This is a genomic window from Natrialba magadii ATCC 43099 (assembly GCF_000025625.1).
GTDB lineage: Archaea > Halobacteriota > Halobacteria > Halobacteriales > Natrialbaceae > Natrialba > Natrialba magadii.
The window spans coordinates 14939-31328 of sequence record NC_013925.1; the positions used below are offsets into that span (position 1 = coordinate 14939).

Here is a 16390-nt window from a genome sequence, read left to right on the forward strand (position 1 = left end):
CGTTCACATGCTCCTGGCCTCTTCGAACGTCGAGGCGATCGGGCATCGTCACCACTCCATGATGCTGGCCAGCACTGTCGACGTCGAACGCCGTTCCGTATTCCCCCGGCGCTCGCGATCCGACAGGTCACCACTGGCTCGCATCTACCCCTGCCCGTTACAGAGCAGCTGCGCCCAGGTCCGTTCGAGGCCAAGAACACCGTCGACGCACGTCGACGACCAATCGGCGGTTCAAATCCGTCCCTGGGCATCAACCAATATCCCTGGTAGTCATGAATGAAAATAAAGCAAACGGCACGAGCGTTGGCCGGGTTCGCGACAGTTATCACACTACTGGCGCTGATCGTGGCCGACACGGTACACCCGCAGATCGCTCTCGGAACCGACGACAAGGTGATCCTGATCACGCTGATCGGCGCTCTGCTGGGTGTCGATCGCTTGCTCAGAGAACTCCCTCTCATCGAGGAACTCAGCGACGGTCTCAGTATCGAGATCGCGCCAAACAGCAAGGAGGATGACGACGATGATTGATCCCGGTATCGCCGACATACTCGGCATGATCGCCGGGGGGGTCTGGCTCAGTGGTGCGATCTACTTCCAGATGATCCGCCAGGGCCGGATCCATCCCGGCTGGATACTACTGATGTTCCTCGTCGGCACCGCGTTGATGATGGGATCCTCCGCGATCGCGCTGGCTGGCCGCGACGAACTCGTCGGCCTGTTCGGCATCCTCGCCAACGTGCTGTTCCTCGTTCTCGGCCTCGGCGTCTGGTACACGCTCGAGTGCCACGTCTGCACGCAGGAGACGAAGGCCATCGCCGAGAGCGAGTCGGACAACGTTCACTGAGTCGAGTCACCCCACTGAACGCAGATACCAGCTGTGTTCGGTCGAACCACCAGGGAATCGGTTACGAGGCGTCACGATGCAACTTGAAGAACTACCAACACCGGAACGAGAGGAATCGGTCGACCCGGAGGAACTCCAGGTCGATGGAGCGAACCCGAACGAGCAGAACGAAGAGACGTTCGGGCTGCTCTGCAAGAACATGCAGACGAAGGGCTGGATCGGGAATGCGATCGTCGCGAACACCGGGGACCTTCCCGGGTACGACGGCGACGCGGAGGGGCTGATCGCCGATGGCGAGCATCGCTGGCGAGCCGCCAAGGAGATCGAGCTCGAGGAGGTCCCGGTCAAGTTCTACGACTTCGAGGACGACGCGGAACGACGACTCTGGCGGCAGGAGCTCAACAAGATCTCCGGCGAGCACGACCAGACCCGCGATGCCCTCGAGTACGACTACCTCCTCAACAACGGCAAGACCGAGGAGATCTCCGCGCTGGCCGAAGCGAGCGGCGAGGACATCGATGCGCTACTGGCGCAGATCCGTGACGACTCCCGTGCTGGTGTCGCCTACGAGTACGACGTCGACCACCAGGTGTACTTCGAGGACTGCATCGAGGGCATGTCCCAGCGCCTCGAGGGTGACTCGGTTGACCTCGTCCTCACGGATCCACCGTACGGCATCGACATCGACCTCTCGGAGACGCTCGGCTCCCGATCCGTTCAGCACAGCGGCACCGTCGCGAACGACGATCTCGACGGCGCGCTCTCGGTCTTCCGTGACGCTGCGAAGGAGATGCGGCGTGTCGTGAAGCCAGGCGGTCACGTCTACGTGTTCGCCAGTTGGAAGACGTACGACCTCTTCCGAGACATCCTCGTCGACGAAGAGTTCACCGTCCGCAACTGCATCGTCTGGTGCAAGACGGTCCCGAACAACCAGCCGAACTTCGGGACTGGCGGGACGAACTGGGGCCTCCAGCACGAGTTCGTCATCTACGCCACGCTCGACTCGCCGCGACCACTGAAGCACACTCGGCCGGACATCATCGTCCACAAGCACTCGACGTCGGGGAACGAGCACCCCACGCAGAAGCCGGTCGGCCTCCTCGAGGAGTTCATCGAGCAGAGCTCCCAGCCGGGCGACGTCGTCCTGGACCCGTTCGCGGGCTCCGGCTCGACGGCCGTCGCCTCGGTCCAGACCGACCGCGAGTGCATCGGCTTCGAGCTCGAGGGCGACGTCTACCAGGAGGTCGTCGATCGCCGCATCAGCGAAGCGGTCCGAGCGAAGGAGGCGGCCGAGGACGGCGACGCCGAGAATGGCGACGCCGGTGATAATGAGTGATGATATCGAGTACGGCGCGATCGATATCCCGGAGGAAAAACACCCGACGGAGTACTCCTACGTCGAGCGCCGTGCTGAGATCCTATCACTCATCGAGCGAGCCGGGCATCCCCGGGCGATCACCCAGACCGAACTCGCCAAGCGATACGACACCTCGCAGTCCAACATCTCGAAGGACTTCGACCGCTTACGCGACTACGTCCACGACCGCGTCGGCGATGACGCGAAGGTGGTCTCCGAGCTCGTCTACAACCGCGCCATCCAGGACCTCCTCGACGAGGGGGACGCCTACAAAGCGGCGAAGGTCGTGAAGATGCGCGACGAGTGGCTGTTCGACCTCGGCGAACTCGAGCGCGCCCCCGATCGCGTCGACGTCGCCGGCGAGCTCGAGGTGGACAACAACCTCGAACTCAGCGACACCGACCGCGAGATGGCCCGCGACCTCCTCCGGGAGCGTCACCAGCAGGCCGCAGCGAACTCCGACGACGCCGACAGCGATACCGATTCCGACGGCGACGTCGACGACTGACTCTTTCCACACCCATGTCACGCAAAACCATCAGCATCGACGAGGACCTCCACGATCGCCTCGACCAACACAAGGGCGACGATGAATCGTGGACGGACTTCGTCGAACGACTATACGAGGCGGCGTATATCGAGGGACGAGACGATGAACGCACAGTGCGTGCACCGCTCGAGGACGTCGACGAAGCCGACATCCACACCTACCACGACGCCGTCGAGGAGCTCCACGACGAGATCGCCAGCTTCAACGATCAACTCGAGGGCGTCCTCACCGAAGAGCACATCGACGACATCGCGAACGTCACCTCGACTCAGACGGGCAAGGAGATCGAGAATCGGATGACGCCGCGATGAACGCAGTTTGCATGCACCCACCCGCCTGCCAGCAGCACGCGGTTTTCCATACAGAGGACTGAACGATGGGATACGACTACGAGTGCGACGTCCAGATCGACGACGTCTGCGACATCGGCGGCGACGTCCCCGGGCTCGCGGCACAGTTTCGAGAGGCCACCTGGCTCAACGACGAGTTCGGCGGCCTCATGCAGGATCGGGGCTACACCCTTCGCGACACGATCACCGTCTGCCCCAGCTGCACGCTCGAGCTACTCTCCGAAAAGCACCGATGAACGACGACTCCCCCGCCGATGGCCGTGCGGGCTCCCGGAACGTCTTCTGGGACCTTCACGATCGCGACCACTACGCCTGCCCTGGCTGCGGGCGCTCTGCGGACGAGGTCTCCTCCGTCCACATCCACCATCGAGACGGCAACAAGCACAACGACTCCCGACACAACCTCGTTGGCCTCTGTCACCTCTGCCATCTCGGTGGCCGACACGACCTCGACTTCGAAGACCCCCGACTCACCAAGCCGACGCCCGGTGGCCTGGGGAAGCCATCCGTGCGTGCAGACCCGCCGTCGGCCGATTTCTGAGCCGGGGCGGGATATCGACGAAACCAAACCACATGGCGCACCCTTAGAACGATGACAGATACCAACTCGAAATTTCACGAAGAGGCCCACCCCGAGGCCATCCAGATCACGAATCAGGAGCGTGATTACGGGCAGTGGGGGCAGTGTGTAGTTGACCCAGCGAAGTCGACCGGCGAGCGATGCACGCAGCCGGCGAAGGGCTCGCATGGGAAGTGCCACACTCACGGCGGCTCGACGACGACCGCCGACGAGAACCCGAAGCAGGGGCGCGGCGACCAGGACGGCAACGACAACGCCGTCGAACACGGCGCCTACCGGGAGAACTTCATCGATCACCTCACCGAGAGCGAGCAGGAGATGATCGAGAGCGTCTACGGCGACCTCGAGACGGCGGAGGACGCCCAGGACGTTGCCCGGTTCGTCGCCTCGATCCTGCTGGCGCAGTTCAAGCGGTCGGACTTCGATGAGCGGTTCGCCCGCCGGTTCGAGTCGATCTGCGACAAGGCGGGGATCTTCCCGGCCGAGGAACTCGAGATGACGGCCGACGTCAACCAGACCACGCAGATGGAGCTGGGGGACGACGAGAAGGACATCGCCCGCAAGCTCCTCCGTGAACGCCACGAGCAGGCCGCGGGTGAGTCGCGAGATGAGTAGCGAGCAGTTCGTCCCCGAGGAGCAACTCTCGACGTCGGAGGCGCTGGACCACCAGGCCGATCGGCTCGTCGAGGCGACGCGCGACCTCGAGACGAAGCGCGAACTCCTCAACCCGTTCGAGACGGGCGACTGGCTCACCTTCGCCAACGAGCTGACGATGAACTACATGGCGGAGGAGATGGAGGACGATCCGTACTACCTCCTCGACGAGCACCACGGCCTCTGGCTCGACAAGTTCGACTCCGGGGACCGCATCCTGCTGTGCCACCGGGACGGCCTGAAGACGACGATCACGCTGGCGTACCTGATCGCGGGACTCGAGTACAAGTCGGGATTCCGAGGCATCTGGGCGATGAACAACCAGATCCAGGTGGGCAAGAAGGCAGACACGGAGTTCTGGAAGATGGTCGATCGGAACCCGTGGCTCATCAACCTGAACGCCCCGCCGGAGAAGGAGGCGGTGAAGGCGAAGGTGTTCGCCAACGGCTCGATCCTGAACGCTGGCTGGCTCGGCGGCGGGATCGAGGGCGATCGCGCCCATCTCCTCATCCTGGACGACATCATCAAGGAGAAGGGAGACGGCGACACCGAGGACGTCCTCGACTGGATCGAGGCGGTCTGCGTCCCGATGGTCAAAGACCACGGGCGGACCGTCGTGATCGGGACGCGAAAGCGGCCGGACGACATCTACACGCACTTTCGCACCCTCGAGGGCTACGAGTTCGACGAGTACCCGGCGATCCTGGACTACTGGGACCAGCAGTTCAGCGCCGACGACGACTACGAAGTCCGCCGTCCCGACGAGGACCTCTACACCGCTGTCGACGATCCCTGGAACACGGGGGAGACACTACAAGTGCTCTGGCCCGAGGCTCGAGGCCCGCGCTGGTTGGCAGACAAGCGGTCGAAGATGGCCGATCACCGCTTCTGGCGGGAGTACTCGCTCGTCATCATGGGCTCGTCGGGCGACCTGATCGACGCGAAGGACGTCCGAGTCCCAGCGGAGGATGGCGGCTGCTCGATCGGTGACCGAGACCCGCCGCCGAAGTACCGAGCGGGGCCTGGCGAGGTGGTCGTTCTGAGCCACGATCCGGCGAACTCGCCGACCGGCGACGACGCCGCGTTCACGGTGTGGCTCCTGCAGCGCGACGGACGACGTCGCCTCCTGGACTGCCACGCCGAGTCGGGGATGGGGCCGACCGACATCAAGACCCAGCTGGTCGAGTACGACCGGGCCTACGACCCCGCGATCATCGTGATCGAGGACAACGGGATGCAGAGCTACGTCGTCGAGGACGCGATCGAGTTCGACTCCCAGCTGGGCGCGAAGGTGACTGGCCTTCCGATGACGGGCAAGAAGCACAGCCTCGAGAACGGCATCGCTCGCCTGCGAATCCTCGTCGAGAACGGACGCATCCTCTTCCACCGAGGTCACCAGACGACCGAGGACTTCATCACGTCGATGCAGTCGCTCGAGCGCCGGGACGGCAAGATGCACGGCCACACGCCCGACTACATCGCTGCCTGGTACATGGCGGAGAAGGGCCTCCGAAAGCTGGAGGAGATGGGGCTGGTCGACGCCGACGACACTGCGGCGCACGACGTCGACGAGGACGATGACGAGGAGAGTACAGGCGGCGGTCTCTACGGAGCTTGATTCTCATGAAACGAAAAGACGACAGCGAATCCGACGACGAGTCGAGGGCAAAGTACGCGATCGTGGGCGGTGAATCGACCGTCGACGAGATCCGAGCCACGCTGGATCGCGAGGAGGATGATGACGACTGAAGTCCAGTCGGCCCACTGCCTCCGGCGGATCGTCGTCGCACGGGTGGCCGCTGCGGACCTCTTCCGCGAAGACGTCCGCGTCGTTGACGGCATCCCGGACGACGCCGAGGTGAAGTCGACGTATCTGGATCCGGACACGGACTCGATCGTGTTCATCGTCCAGTCGAGCTCGTTCGAGCCGGTAAAGGAACGCGCGACGATTCCTCGCCTCGATCTCGAGGTGGAGGCGGTCGAACCAGAGCGGCAGAGGAACGCACAGGTCATCAACGAGGTGGAGCGCGCCGATGGGTGAGACGGACCCGCCGAAGATCTGGATCGATCACTACGACCTCAACCTCGGCGTCCGCGGTGGATCGCAGGACACCATCGAAGACGTCAAAGAGGTCTTTGACGAGGAACTGGAGAAGGCGATCGAACGCGACCCGAAGCTGGGAGAGGAGATCCCGGAGGACTCACGCGACTTTCAATGACACAACACGACCACATCCGAGCCGATCGGCTTCGGGTAGACTACCGGGACAGCGTCCCCGACGTGGCGAATACGGCGATGATCGCCACCCTCGAGGAACTCGTCGACGGGCCGCTCGTCGACGTGCGTTCCGGCGGGCTCCTCATCCACGAGTACGGGGCTGGGATCGATACGCAGCTGACGATCTACACGCCGCCGACCGTAGACGTCGTCGACGGCGAGGACGTGAACGAGGCGGTGGCGAAGCTCACCACTGGAGGTGACTCAGCACGATGAGTAGCAACACTGACAGCGGGCTCTACTCCGACATCACGAAGTCGGTCACGGAGAAATCCGCTGAGACTCAACAGCTCCAGGAGGAGCGCGCGTCTCGGACGCGGGGAGGAGCGCGCCGGCCACCGTTCAACCCGGTGAAGATGGCGGAGCTCCTCGAGCACAACGAGACGCACGCAAAGTGCGTTCACGCCAAATCGCGGTACGTCGCGGGGTTCGGAATCAACATCATCCCGCATCCCGAGGCGGAGGATCCCGATCGAGACGGCGAGCAGTACGAGCGCGTCTGGGACTTCTGGTTCGGCGACGACTCGAACTGGCAGGTCGGTCCGATGGAAAGCGAGCGGGCGACCGCGACGGACGTCCTCCAGACGGCCTGGACCGACTACGAGGCGATCGGCTGGCTCACGATCGAGATCCTCACCCAGACCGATGGCACGCCCACCGGGCTGGCGTACGTTCCCGGTCACACCATCCGGAAGCGTATGGACGAGCGCGGCTTCGTTCAGCTCCTCGAGGAGAAGGAGAAATACTTCGGCGTCGCTGGCGATCGGTACCAAACGAACGGTAACGGCGACCTCGATCCAGTCTTCGTCGACGCCGACGACGGCTCCACCGGAACCTCGGTGTCCAACCCCGCGAACGAACTCATCTTCAAGCGGAATCACTCCCCGCTGTACCCCCACTACGGCGCACCCGACATCATCCCCGCCGTGAAGACGATCCGCGGCGACAGTGCGGCGCAGGACTACAACATCGACTTTTTCGAGAACGACGGTGTTCCGCGCATCGCCATCATCGTGAAGGGGGCGGAGTTGACGGAGAAGGGGCGCGAGGAGATGCGGAACCTGATCGAGGACAACAACGAGGATAACCACCGGACAGCGTTCATCGAGACCGAGAAGATCGTCCAGAACGAGGACTACCTCAACCTCGCCGACGGCGCTGATCGCTCCGACGTCGAGATCCGACTCGAGCCGCTGACGGTCGGAATCGACGAGGAGGCGTCGTTCCTCGAGTTCCGCGGCAGAAACGAGCACGACATCCTCAAAGTCCACGACGTCCCGCCGGTGATCGCGGGCGTCGTCGAGTCCGGAGCGTTCTCCACCGACGCCGAGGAACAGCGGAAGGAGTTCGCTGAGGAGACGATCCAGCCCAAGCAGCACGACTTCGGCGAGCTGCTGTACGAACTCGTTCACAAGCAGGGCCTCGACGCGCCCGACTGGACGATCGAGTTCGAGCTGGCGAAGCCCGACACGAAACTGCAGGATGTCGAGATCGCCTCGCAGCGCGTGCAGGCGATGCAGGGCCTGCTCACCGTAAACGAACTCCGGGATGAGTTCGGATTCGAGCCGTTCCCGGAGGAACACGTCTACGGCGGAGAAACGCTCGTGGCAGAGGTCACCGGTGGAAGCGGTCCGGGCGGGGGAATCGGAGACCAGATAGAGCAGCTCGTCGAGGACCGAGCCGACGAGATCATCGACAGCTACCAAGCCGATTTGGAGACTGAGCAGCTGATCGAGATCGGGGCGAACGCCGATTCCTGACCACTGATGAGTACCACCAGCAGTTCGTCAACGTCGAGATCAAAGCTCGCCGATCGTCGCGAGCACATCCGGCACCTCCACAAGCAGGACGACCTCGTTCCCGAAGAACAGGAGGCGTACGAGGAGTTCCTCGACGACTACGTCGAGGGGCTCCAGCCGCTCGAGGACGAAATCGAGCAGTGGCTCCAGAGCGCCTCGGAAGAGGACCTTTCGTCGCTCGAGTCGATCCGAGAGGGGATCAACGGGCTGATCGAGGATGGCGACTACACGGACGACTTCGAGCAGGTGTTCCGGGAGGGCGGTGAGCGGTCTGCCCAGGCGGGCCGCCAGCTGGCCGACCGTCGATACAACCTCGGCGTGGCGACCGACGTCGTCCCTGAGGCAGCACTCGAGTCGATCGACGACTGGGTAGACGAGGCGGCAGGCAGCACGCTCGAGACGATCACGGAAGACTCGACAAGTTGGCTTCGCGGCGCACACGAGGAGGGCCTATCGATCCCAGAGATACAGGGTCAGATTAATGAGGATCTCTTCGAGGGCCGACTCGAAGATCACGTCGCCGAGCGGGCGGCGAGGACTGGGACGATCTCGACGTCGAACCTGGGCGTCCACAGCAGTTTCGAGGAGTCTGACCTCGTCATCGGTGAAGAATGGATCGCGATCGGCGACCAGCGCACTCGCGACGATCACGACGACGCCGACGGCCAGATCGTCGCAGTCGACGAGTCGTTCCTAGTGGGTGGCGAGGAACTCGACCATCCAGGCGACCCCTCGGCACCGCTCGAGCAGATCGTCAACTGCCGCTGTACGGTGGTGGCTGTCTTCGCTGATGACCTCACCGAGGACGAAATTGAAGCACTCGAGGCTGGCGAGCGGATCCAGAAAGCCACCGTCGACGAGACGGTGAAGATACTCGACGATGGTTCTCACGAACCGTTGGCTGCCGGAGTATAGTGCGGGAATTACGATGACGGCACTGCCCCCGCCGGGGCCTCTGCTTGAGGAACGTACCGGCGTTCTCACAGGATACAAATGAGCAACAACGAGAAGCGTCGCTTTACCAAGCACGTCGCGATCAAGACGATCGACGAGGAGGAGCAGACCGCCACGGGGATCGTCCTGACGCCGTACGAGCTGGACCATCAACTGGACTTCGTCTATCCCGACGGCGTCCAGGCGATGTACAACCCAGCGCCGGAGGACGGAGTTCTCCACGCTGCCTTCCCAGAAGATGCAGCCGAACTCGAGTTCAACGAGGTCCTCGAGGAGGACCAAGAGATCGATGGCGAAGAATTCGAGGAGGGTGACTGGGTTGTCCGGAGAAAGTACCATGACGATGAGCTGTGGTCGTTCGTCGGTGAGGTCCTACACGGGTTCTCCATCGGTGGCGACGTCAGCAAGGCGGATGAGTTCGAATCAATCGATGATCTGCCCGACGAGGTCGAGATTCCGGATAGCGTCGATCCCGACGCGGTCGACGATGAGCACTGGCCCCCGGCGGGCATCCGTAACGGTGCCACATCGGAGATCTCCGACGTCGACATCCCGGCGGTAACGTCGGCGATGTACGCGACGAAGGGGCGCGACCTCGAGAAAAACCTCTACGAGAGCGCCGAGGACCGAGATGACTTCGTTGATCGGATGACGAGACGTGGTGCGCCCGAGGAGGGTGCTGGCGGCCTCTACGATTACCTTGACCAGTTAGAGAAGACGGCGCCCGACGGTGCCGTGACGAAGTTCTTCGCTGACGCGGAGAAGTTCGATTTCGACAGCTGTGTGGAGAGCGTCATGGAGGATGGCCATACCCAGGAGGAAGCAGAGGAGATCTGCGGCGCGCAGTACCACGATACAAAAATGGAACACAGCAACACACCCGACGAAGAGCCCGACGACGCCACGAAGTGGCAGATGTTCAAGTCGTGGCTAGCTGGCACTGGCGGTCCCTTTGATGCCGCCGAGTCCGATGACGGCGTAAGTCCCGCGGAAGGGCAGTCCGAGGTCTCGGCGGGGACGTTCTCGAAGGCAATCGATGTCGCCAGAGACGTCACGAAGGAGGGCCGGACGCTCAACGCCACGAACCGAGAGGCGTTGATGGCTGGCCACGACGCGATCGAAATGGCGCTCGAGTCGGACGTAGACTTCGAGACGAACCGATTCACAGATGACGACAGTACGGAGTTCGACATCGTTCAGTACGGTTCTTCCGGGGAGAGTGACGACGAAACAGAGAAGTCACGCCCGGTAGAGAAGCTGACCGAAGAGCAGGGTGAACTCGTCTTGGCCGCGATCCAGCGGTTCGTGGACAATCAGGGCGAGGCTGCCTTCTCCGAATTCCGATCCTGGGTTTGGTCGACGGATATCCTCGACGACGACACAGCGTTCGCCGCTGACGAAGCCGCCTATCAGTACCGAGAGTGGGATCGCGAGCAGCGCGAGCAAACTTCGGTCACTGAGGATTTCCTCGACTGGGTCCAGGACGAGAGCGACACCGACACCGAGATCACCATGAGCAAGGACGACAACACCGATTCCGAGACGGACAAAGCGATGGAAGACGCCCCAGAGTGGGGTCAGGCCATCTACGAGGAACAGCAGAAGAACAGCGACCGCATCGACGAGCTGAGCAAGGCGATCGACGACGAGGGCGATGCCGACGGTGGCGAGACCTCGGAGTCCGACGGCGACTCGAGCGGCGACGGCGAAGGCGAGACGAGCAAGTCGGCCGACGGGGAGACTGCGCCCGAGTGGGTGCAGCCGATCCAGGACGGCATCGAGAAGAACGCCGAGAATATCCAGGCGGTGGCGCAGGCATCGGGCCACAGCCAGCAGCTGGACTACGACGGCGAAGCTGGCACCGAGAAGAACGCTGACGAAGAGCCGGACGACGGCGAAGTCAAGAAGGCGTTCCTCGGGCTGTAGATCGACTGACAACCAACACACCCATTAGAAACCTGAGATTTCAATGGCATCCCGAACCATCAACAACGACCTGAGTCGCATCACTGAAAAGAACGCTCTGACCGTCGACGACCTCGACGCTGGAGGCACGCTCCCAGATCCGCTCTGGGACGAGTTCTGGACGGACATGATCGAGGAGACTCCGCTCCTCGACGCGATCCGAACCGAGACAGTCGGCGCGAAGAAGACGCGGATCCCGACCCTCAACATCGGCGAACGACACCGCCGACCGCAGGACGAGGGCGAGTGGAACGAGAACGAATCCGACGTGTCGACCGGTACGATCGACATCAGCACCGAGAAGGCAACGGTAGCGTGGGACCTCCCGCGAGAAGTTGTCCAGGAGAACCCCGAGGGAGAGGCCCTTGCGGACCGCATCCTGAACCTGATGACCGACGCCTGGTCGGCAGACGTCGAGGACCTCGCCGCCAACGGCGACGAGGACGCAGAGGACTCGTTCGAGAATCAGAACGACGGCTTCATCACGGTTGCAGAGGGCGACGTCGAGACGATCGACGCCGCTGACGACATCCTCGACAACGACCTCGTCATCCGGACGATCGCGGGCCTCGACTCGAAGTACCGCGCTCGGATGAACCCGGCGCTCATCGTCTCCGAGGACCAGCTCCTCAGCTACCACTACACGCTGACCGACCGGGACACCCCGCTCGGCGACAACGTGATCATGGGCGAGGCGGACGTCAACCCGTTCAGCTTCCCCATCATAGGATCGGGGCTGTGGCCGGACGACAAGGCGATGTTCACCGATCCGCAGAACCTCATCTACGCGCTGTACCGCGACCTCGAGATCGACGTCCTCACCGAGTCCGACAAGGTGAGCGAGCGCGACCTCCACGCCCGGTACTTCATGCGCGGCGACGACGACTTCGCGATCGAGAACACCGAGGCTGTAGTCCTCGCCGAGGGTCTGGGCGACCCACTCGAGCACCTCGAAGAGGAGACCTCGTAACGGTGAACGATGGCTGAACGCACCATCCGACACCGAGACGACGGACCACCCGGCTTCAGCCGGTACGCCGACTCCATCTCGACGGAGCCCGGCGACGAGATCTCCGTCGACGGCGAACTCGCCAAGTACCTCGTCGACGAAAAGCGGTACTTCGAGTACGTCGACGACGGACCAACCGCTGACAGCGTCGACTCGGACGAAGAGGCGGAAGCCGAAGACGATCCGGATGACGCCGACGACTCCGAGGACAGCGGCGACGAAGACGGCGGCGACGAGGGCAGCTACGAGTTCGACGAGGACTCCTGGTTCGAGGACCACGACGACTACGAATCCCGCATCGAGCGGGTAGAGTCGGGCGACGTCGACGATCACCTCGACACGATCGCCGATATCGAGAGTAGCGAGCAGGTCAAGGACTCGATCGGCGTCCGTCGGGCGGAAGTCGAGGGGTAATCGCTCATGCCGCTCGAGCCTTCGGATGTCGAGTCTGAACTCCCGTTCGACGCGAAGGCGTTCGGGTGGAGCGAGGAGAAGTTCAAGAGCGAGCTGGAGACGTACATTGCCGCCGCTACAGAGACGGTCGAGAAGTGGATCAACACCACACTCGAGCCGGAGACAGTCACGCGAGACCTCTCCCGACCGTCGCACGTCGACGGTCACGATCTTCCGATGCCGTCCCGTCCCGTCCAGGACGTCGTGTCGGTCACGATCGACACGGACCGCGCGATGGGCCGCGACGTCGACGAAGACGACTACTGGGTTGAGGAGACTCACCTGGAGCTGAAGCCCGGCGCCGACCGGAAGTCGTGGCCGACCGACCGACGGTCGATCACTGTGGAGTGGGAGTACGGCTACGAGGAGGTACCGGAGTCGCCGAAGAAAGCGATCATTCGGCTCGTACGTGCGCGTCTTCGAGCGATCAACGCCGAGGGCATCTCGTCCGACACGATCATGGGGGACTCGATCTCCTACGATCCCGAGGATGAGGTGGTCCTTGCTGCTCGAAAGGACGTCGCCGGATTCGAGGCCCCGTCGTACTACGGAGGTGTCGAATGAGCCCGCTTCCATCATCGGCTGCGGCCGTTCGACAGCGCCTCCACATGCACGGCGTTGACATCTCGATCCAGCACTACGAGGTCGGCGAGGGCGGCTCACGCGGGAGCCCGGCGGAAGAGTCGGCGACCGATGACGTGAAGGCGTACGTCCAAGACAAGAGCGCCTCGACGAGCCTCAGCGAGTTGCTCGGTCAGGAGATGAGCATCGACATCGTGTTCACCGTACTGGCCGACGACGTCGACGAAGATCTCCGAGATGGCGGCCACGATGCCGCGTCGACGGTGACCTATCACGGTCGATCGTACGTCGTAGAGCACGCCGAGGACGAAGGGGGCGCGACGATCACACTGCACTGCTCGACTCGTGAGGACAGCTAACATGATCGATAACTACGAGGACCGAAACCGGGAGCAAACGCTCAACGCGGCGGGAGACTTCTCAGGCGATCGCCTGGAGGAGTTCCTTGAGTACGAGCGCGAGCACAAGAACCGGAAGACAGTCATCGAGCCACTCGAGCGGGAGTTGCTCACCGTGACGACGACCGGCCGCAACTACGTTGCTGGCCTCTGGTTCGACAGCATGTCGGAGGAGAAGGTCGTTCGACGAACGACGAGAGTCGAGCAGGCGATCGAGCGCGAAGAACTCCGCGAGGTGGACTGATGGTCGAGGACGAGAACAACATCCCGGAAGCCCGCGAGGCGATCCAGGACGGCCTGACGGACGGCCTCGAGCGTCTTCACACGATAACGCTCCGTGAGCTCATCACCAACATGAGCGACGGGCAGGATGCGCTCGGCAACCCGTGGGAGCCGTTGAAAGAGTCGACGATCCGGGCGAAAGGTTCGGATACACCGCTGATCGACAACTCGCGTCTCCTCACCGACATCAACGCGGCGTCGATGATGGATCGCGCCAACCGGATGGCGGTCATCGGGACAAATCTGGACTACGCGGAGCACCACGAGTTCGGCGCTCCAGAGGCTGGTATCCCTGCCCGACCGATCTTCGGGCCAGCGGGTGCGTACGCAAGTCAGCAGGCTCCTGATGTCATCGGTGACGAGATCGACACGAACCTCGAGGGTGCTGTAATCGACTGAGAGAGGAATTACTACGATGCTCACAACTGCTGAAGAGGACCGATTCGAGGAGGCGCTGCCACTCGAGGGCCTCGAGGTCAAATGGGATGGCGAGTCCTACGAATACGACCTCGATCCCTTCTGGACTGGAGGAGATGCGGCTGACGAGGAGCCGACTGAGTCAGTCGAGTATCCGGCGATCGTGTTCGACTGGGAGACGCAGAACCAGCCGGAACTGGGTCGCCAGCCGTTGAATGACCTCCATTCGATCGACGTCTCGTCGGACGAGTCGGTCCTCACAGAGACGAAAACAGCGGAAGTGAGTGATGACCTCGCGATCACGATCGCGGTCGAAGCAGCGTGGGACGACAACGGAGTCCCACCGCAGGCTCGCGTGACGCAACTCACCAAGCAGATCTGGCGGTTCCTACGGTTCGAGCTCGACCTGAACAGTGAGGGCGAGAACGAAGAACGGCCGATGAACGTTGAAGTTCCAGATGAGAGCTCGGTCGAGCCGGTTCGAGTCGAGCACACGATTCGAGCACCCTGGCAGATCCGCTTCCACCACGCTGAGCGCCACGAGGAGGAGCACAACACCGTCGAGGAGTTCGAGATCAACATCACGATCGAATAGTCAAACGACCAGCAGTCACACAACCGACACAACAACATGCCGAAACAAATCGTAGAAATCGAACTAACTGCTGAAATCGCAGACCGCCCACAGGAGACGTTCACGGACGCGGCGATCGTGGGCACAGCAGAAGAAGAGCCGCCGGACGCCGAGTTCGGTGAAGTAAACCAGTACAGCACGTCGACGTCGGTCGGCGACGACTACGGCGAGGACAGCGACGTCTACACGGCGTCGGAAGCCATCGAAGAGATGGGCGCTGAGCAGTGGCGCGTCATGGTCCTCGAGGCGACTGAGGTGACCGAGGAGGAACTGAGCGATGGCGACACCATCGATAAGGTGCCAATCCTCGGGAACCACGAGGTCGAATCGCCTGACGGCGATATCGAGTTCACGACCGACGACGATCCGGACGTCGAAGACTTCGATGCCGAGATCGTCATCAACTCGGCGACCGGCGACGTCGCGACCAGCGAGGACTCGATCGAGCTGACGTACTTCCACGCGGACTGGAGTCAACTCGACGAGTTCCCCAGCGACGTCAACAACTTCGCCGTCGCCGATCGTCGATTCGACCTGAAGGGCGTCGGTGTCCTGGACGAAACCCACAGTTGGGCGAGCGACGAGGACATGGGAATGATCGCGAACGGAGTCAACGTCGACGACTACGACTCCGTCGACGAAGCGATGGATGTCGCACACGAGGTCGCAGGGTACGTCCCCAGCGGCGACCTGATGATGATCGTCGACGCATCCGACGACGATCTCGCCGCCTACCAGCTGGGCAAGTTCGCGGTGAGCGAGCCCTGGTACAACCCGCTGTGGAACGAACTCCCAGCGGGAGAAACGGTCTCGAAGAACGTCGGCGATCCTGAAGAGCAGGGGACGTTCGAAGGTGGCGACGAAGCGGAAGGCGAGGGTCCGGTTAACGTCCTGATCGATGTTTCGGATGCCAACCGCGTCTCGAACGCCGTGACGACCGCAGGAGCCGACTCGGACACATCGTTCTTCGACATCCGAAGGACGAAGGTCTACACGGCCGAGATGCTCGAGCTGGATCTCGAGAGCTTGCAGGTGAGCGACGACGACGTCCCGTTCACCGAAGACGGGCAAGCGATGATCGAGGACGCGATCAAGGGAACGATGTCCGGCCTGACCGGATCGGTCGGTCAACCACTCGCAGAGTACGAAGTTGACGTCCCAGAGTGGGACGACGACGACGTTGACCGAGTGAACCGAAACTGGGGCGGCATCGATCTGGATGCCCGACTGGCCCAGAGAGCGCACACGTTCAGCCTCGGTCTGAACGTGAGCGTGTAATCG

The 16390-nt window shown here is 62.6% G+C and carries 24 protein-coding genes; all 24 read left to right on the plus strand.

What is annotated here, in order from left to right; genetic code table 11:
* The first annotated feature begins 276 nt into the window (after positions 1-276).
* Positions 277-531 carry a hypothetical protein gene (locus tag NMAG_RS20355; RefSeq protein WP_012997000.1) on the plus strand — a complete coding sequence of 85 codons (255 nt, stop codon included), beginning with the start codon at positions 277-279 and terminating at the stop codon, positions 529-531.
* Complete coding sequence (locus tag NMAG_RS20360) at positions 515-847, plus strand: hypothetical protein (RefSeq protein WP_004268227.1); 333 nt, start codon at positions 515-517, stop codon at positions 845-847. The genes NMAG_RS20355 and NMAG_RS20360 overlap by 17 nt, the downstream gene beginning before the upstream one ends.
* Positions 848-923: 76 nt before the next feature.
* The gene (locus tag NMAG_RS20365) at positions 924-2183 is read left to right on the plus strand and encodes a DNA methyltransferase (RefSeq protein WP_004268228.1); all 1260 of its coding nucleotides are present in this window, start codon (positions 924-926) and stop codon (positions 2181-2183) included.
* Positions 2176-2712, plus strand: a complete 537-nt coding sequence (locus NMAG_RS20370) for a hypothetical protein (RefSeq protein ID WP_004268230.1) — start codon at positions 2176-2178, stop codon at positions 2710-2712. The genes NMAG_RS20365 and NMAG_RS20370 overlap by 8 nt, the downstream gene beginning before the upstream one ends.
* Before the next feature lie 14 nt (positions 2713-2726).
* Positions 2727-3065 carry a DUF7557 family protein gene (locus NMAG_RS20375; protein WP_004268235.1) on the plus strand — a complete coding sequence of 113 codons (339 nt, stop codon included), beginning with the start codon at positions 2727-2729 and terminating at the stop codon, positions 3063-3065.
* 65 nt (positions 3066-3130) lie between these two features.
* Positions 3131-3340, plus strand: a complete 210-nt coding sequence (locus NMAG_RS20380) for a hypothetical protein (RefSeq protein ID WP_004268238.1) — start codon at positions 3131-3133, stop codon at positions 3338-3340.
* Positions 3337-3645, plus strand: a complete 309-nt coding sequence (locus NMAG_RS20385; protein ID WP_004268240.1) for an HNH endonuclease — start codon at positions 3337-3339, stop codon at positions 3643-3645. The genes NMAG_RS20380 and NMAG_RS20385 overlap by 4 nt, the downstream gene beginning before the upstream one ends.
* A gap of 51 nt (positions 3646-3696) precedes the next feature.
* The gene (locus tag NMAG_RS20390; protein WP_004268242.1) at positions 3697-4299 is read left to right on the plus strand and encodes a hypothetical protein; all 603 of its coding nucleotides are present in this window, start codon (positions 3697-3699) and stop codon (positions 4297-4299) included.
* Complete coding sequence (locus tag NMAG_RS20395; protein WP_004268243.1) at positions 4292-5956, plus strand: phage terminase large subunit family protein; 1665 nt, start codon at positions 4292-4294, stop codon at positions 5954-5956. The genes NMAG_RS20390 and NMAG_RS20395 overlap by 8 nt, the downstream gene beginning before the upstream one ends.
* Before the next feature lie 5 nt (positions 5957-5961).
* Positions 5962-6087 (plus strand): hypothetical protein, encoded by a 126-nt coding sequence (locus NMAG_RS22670; protein WP_004268244.1) that lies wholly within the window; start codon positions 5962-5964, stop codon positions 6085-6087.
* Positions 6077-6379: a hypothetical protein gene (locus NMAG_RS20400; RefSeq protein WP_004268245.1), complete on the plus strand. Its 303-nt coding sequence runs from the start codon at positions 6077-6079 to the stop codon at positions 6377-6379. The genes NMAG_RS22670 and NMAG_RS20400 overlap by 11 nt, the downstream gene beginning before the upstream one ends.
* Positions 6372-6557, plus strand: a complete 186-nt coding sequence (locus NMAG_RS20405; protein WP_004268246.1) for a hypothetical protein — start codon at positions 6372-6374, stop codon at positions 6555-6557. The genes NMAG_RS20400 and NMAG_RS20405 overlap by 8 nt, the downstream gene beginning before the upstream one ends.
* Positions 6554-6832, plus strand: a complete 279-nt coding sequence (locus tag NMAG_RS20410) for a hypothetical protein (RefSeq protein WP_004268247.1) — start codon at positions 6554-6556, stop codon at positions 6830-6832. Before NMAG_RS20405 ends, NMAG_RS20410 begins: the two co-directional genes overlap by 4 nt.
* Entirely contained in the window at positions 6829-8376 is a 1548-nt protein-coding gene (locus tag NMAG_RS20415) for a phage portal protein (RefSeq protein ID WP_004268248.1), read from the plus strand. The genes NMAG_RS20410 and NMAG_RS20415 overlap by 4 nt, the downstream gene beginning before the upstream one ends.
* Before the next feature lie 6 nt (positions 8377-8382).
* Positions 8383-9330, plus strand: a complete 948-nt coding sequence (locus NMAG_RS20420) for a phage head morphogenesis protein (protein ID WP_004268250.1) — start codon at positions 8383-8385, stop codon at positions 9328-9330.
* A 78-nt stretch (positions 9331-9408) separates the two neighbouring features.
* A complete protein-coding gene (locus NMAG_RS20425; protein WP_004268251.1) occupies positions 9409-11295 on the plus strand; it encodes an XkdF-like putative serine protease domain-containing protein in 1887 nt (628 codons plus the stop codon).
* 43 nt (positions 11296-11338) lie between these two features.
* Entirely contained in the window at positions 11339-12304 is a 966-nt protein-coding gene (locus NMAG_RS20430) for a phage major capsid family protein (RefSeq protein WP_004268254.1), read from the plus strand.
* A 9-nt stretch (positions 12305-12313) separates the two neighbouring features.
* Positions 12314-12757: a hypothetical protein gene (locus tag NMAG_RS20435; protein ID WP_004268255.1), complete on the plus strand. Its 444-nt coding sequence runs from the start codon at positions 12314-12316 to the stop codon at positions 12755-12757.
* Between the two features lie 6 nt (positions 12758-12763).
* Positions 12764-13360: a hypothetical protein gene (locus tag NMAG_RS20440; protein WP_004268256.1), complete on the plus strand. Its 597-nt coding sequence runs from the start codon at positions 12764-12766 to the stop codon at positions 13358-13360.
* Positions 13357-13737 (plus strand): hypothetical protein, encoded by a 381-nt coding sequence (locus NMAG_RS20445; RefSeq protein WP_012997003.1) that lies wholly within the window; start codon positions 13357-13359, stop codon positions 13735-13737. Before NMAG_RS20440 ends, NMAG_RS20445 begins: the two co-directional genes overlap by 4 nt.
* Before the next feature lies 1 nt (position 13738).
* Positions 13739-14020 carry a hypothetical protein gene (locus NMAG_RS20450; protein WP_004268259.1) on the plus strand — a complete coding sequence of 94 codons (282 nt, stop codon included), beginning with the start codon at positions 13739-13741 and terminating at the stop codon, positions 14018-14020.
* Positions 14020-14457: a phage virion morphogenesis protein gene (locus NMAG_RS20455; RefSeq protein WP_004268260.1), complete on the plus strand. Its 438-nt coding sequence runs from the start codon at positions 14020-14022 to the stop codon at positions 14455-14457. Before NMAG_RS20450 ends, NMAG_RS20455 begins: the two co-directional genes overlap by 1 nt.
* A gap of 16 nt (positions 14458-14473) precedes the next feature.
* The gene (locus NMAG_RS20460) at positions 14474-15070 is read left to right on the plus strand and encodes a hypothetical protein (protein ID WP_004268261.1); all 597 of its coding nucleotides are present in this window, start codon (positions 14474-14476) and stop codon (positions 15068-15070) included.
* A gap of 36 nt (positions 15071-15106) precedes the next feature.
* Positions 15107-16387 carry a hypothetical protein gene (locus tag NMAG_RS20465; RefSeq protein ID WP_004268262.1) on the plus strand — a complete coding sequence of 427 codons (1281 nt, stop codon included), beginning with the start codon at positions 15107-15109 and terminating at the stop codon, positions 16385-16387.
* Positions 16388-16390 lie beyond the last annotated feature (3 nt).

Excerpts from the sequence above, each read along its gene's own strand:
- NMAG_RS20355 (WP_012997000.1), top strand. The coding sequence starts at position 277 with ATGAAAATAAAGCAAACGGCACGAGCGTTGGCCGGGTTCGCGACAGTT.
- NMAG_RS20360 (WP_004268227.1), top strand. The coding sequence starts at position 515 with ATGACGACGATGATTGATCCCGGTATCGCCGACATACTCGGCATGATC.
- NMAG_RS20365 (WP_004268228.1), top strand. The coding sequence starts at position 924 with ATGCAACTTGAAGAACTACCAACACCGGAACGAGAGGAATCGGTCGAC.
- NMAG_RS20370 (WP_004268230.1), top strand. The coding sequence starts at position 2,176 with ATGAGTGATGATATCGAGTACGGCGCGATCGATATCCCGGAGGAAAAA.
- NMAG_RS20375 (WP_004268235.1), top strand. The coding sequence starts at position 2,727 with ATGTCACGCAAAACCATCAGCATCGACGAGGACCTCCACGATCGCCTC.
- NMAG_RS20380 (WP_004268238.1), top strand. The coding sequence starts at position 3,131 with ATGGGATACGACTACGAGTGCGACGTCCAGATCGACGACGTCTGCGAC.
- NMAG_RS20385 (WP_004268240.1), top strand. The coding sequence starts at position 3,337 with ATGAACGACGACTCCCCCGCCGATGGCCGTGCGGGCTCCCGGAACGTC.
- NMAG_RS20390 (WP_004268242.1), top strand. The coding sequence starts at position 3,697 with ATGACAGATACCAACTCGAAATTTCACGAAGAGGCCCACCCCGAGGCC.
- NMAG_RS20395 (WP_004268243.1), top strand. The coding sequence starts at position 4,292 with ATGAGTAGCGAGCAGTTCGTCCCCGAGGAGCAACTCTCGACGTCGGAG.
- NMAG_RS22670 (WP_004268244.1), top strand. The coding sequence starts at position 5,962 with ATGAAACGAAAAGACGACAGCGAATCCGACGACGAGTCGAGGGCAAAG.
- NMAG_RS20400 (WP_004268245.1), top strand. The coding sequence starts at position 6,077 with ATGACGACTGAAGTCCAGTCGGCCCACTGCCTCCGGCGGATCGTCGTC.
- NMAG_RS20405 (WP_004268246.1), top strand. The coding sequence starts at position 6,372 with ATGGGTGAGACGGACCCGCCGAAGATCTGGATCGATCACTACGACCTC.
- NMAG_RS20410 (WP_004268247.1), top strand. The coding sequence starts at position 6,554 with ATGACACAACACGACCACATCCGAGCCGATCGGCTTCGGGTAGACTAC.
- NMAG_RS20415 (WP_004268248.1), top strand. The coding sequence starts at position 6,829 with ATGAGTAGCAACACTGACAGCGGGCTCTACTCCGACATCACGAAGTCG.
- NMAG_RS20420 (WP_004268250.1), top strand. The coding sequence starts at position 8,383 with ATGAGTACCACCAGCAGTTCGTCAACGTCGAGATCAAAGCTCGCCGAT.
- NMAG_RS20425 (WP_004268251.1), top strand. The coding sequence starts at position 9,409 with ATGAGCAACAACGAGAAGCGTCGCTTTACCAAGCACGTCGCGATCAAG.
- NMAG_RS20430 (WP_004268254.1), top strand. The coding sequence starts at position 11,339 with ATGGCATCCCGAACCATCAACAACGACCTGAGTCGCATCACTGAAAAG.
- NMAG_RS20435 (WP_004268255.1), top strand. The coding sequence starts at position 12,314 with ATGGCTGAACGCACCATCCGACACCGAGACGACGGACCACCCGGCTTC.
- NMAG_RS20440 (WP_004268256.1), top strand. The coding sequence starts at position 12,764 with ATGCCGCTCGAGCCTTCGGATGTCGAGTCTGAACTCCCGTTCGACGCG.
- NMAG_RS20445 (WP_012997003.1), top strand. The coding sequence starts at position 13,357 with ATGAGCCCGCTTCCATCATCGGCTGCGGCCGTTCGACAGCGCCTCCAC.
- NMAG_RS20450 (WP_004268259.1), top strand. The coding sequence starts at position 13,739 with ATGATCGATAACTACGAGGACCGAAACCGGGAGCAAACGCTCAACGCG.
- NMAG_RS20455 (WP_004268260.1), top strand. The coding sequence starts at position 14,020 with ATGGTCGAGGACGAGAACAACATCCCGGAAGCCCGCGAGGCGATCCAG.
- NMAG_RS20460 (WP_004268261.1), top strand. The coding sequence starts at position 14,474 with ATGCTCACAACTGCTGAAGAGGACCGATTCGAGGAGGCGCTGCCACTC.
- NMAG_RS20465 (WP_004268262.1), top strand. The coding sequence starts at position 15,107 with ATGCCGAAACAAATCGTAGAAATCGAACTAACTGCTGAAATCGCAGAC.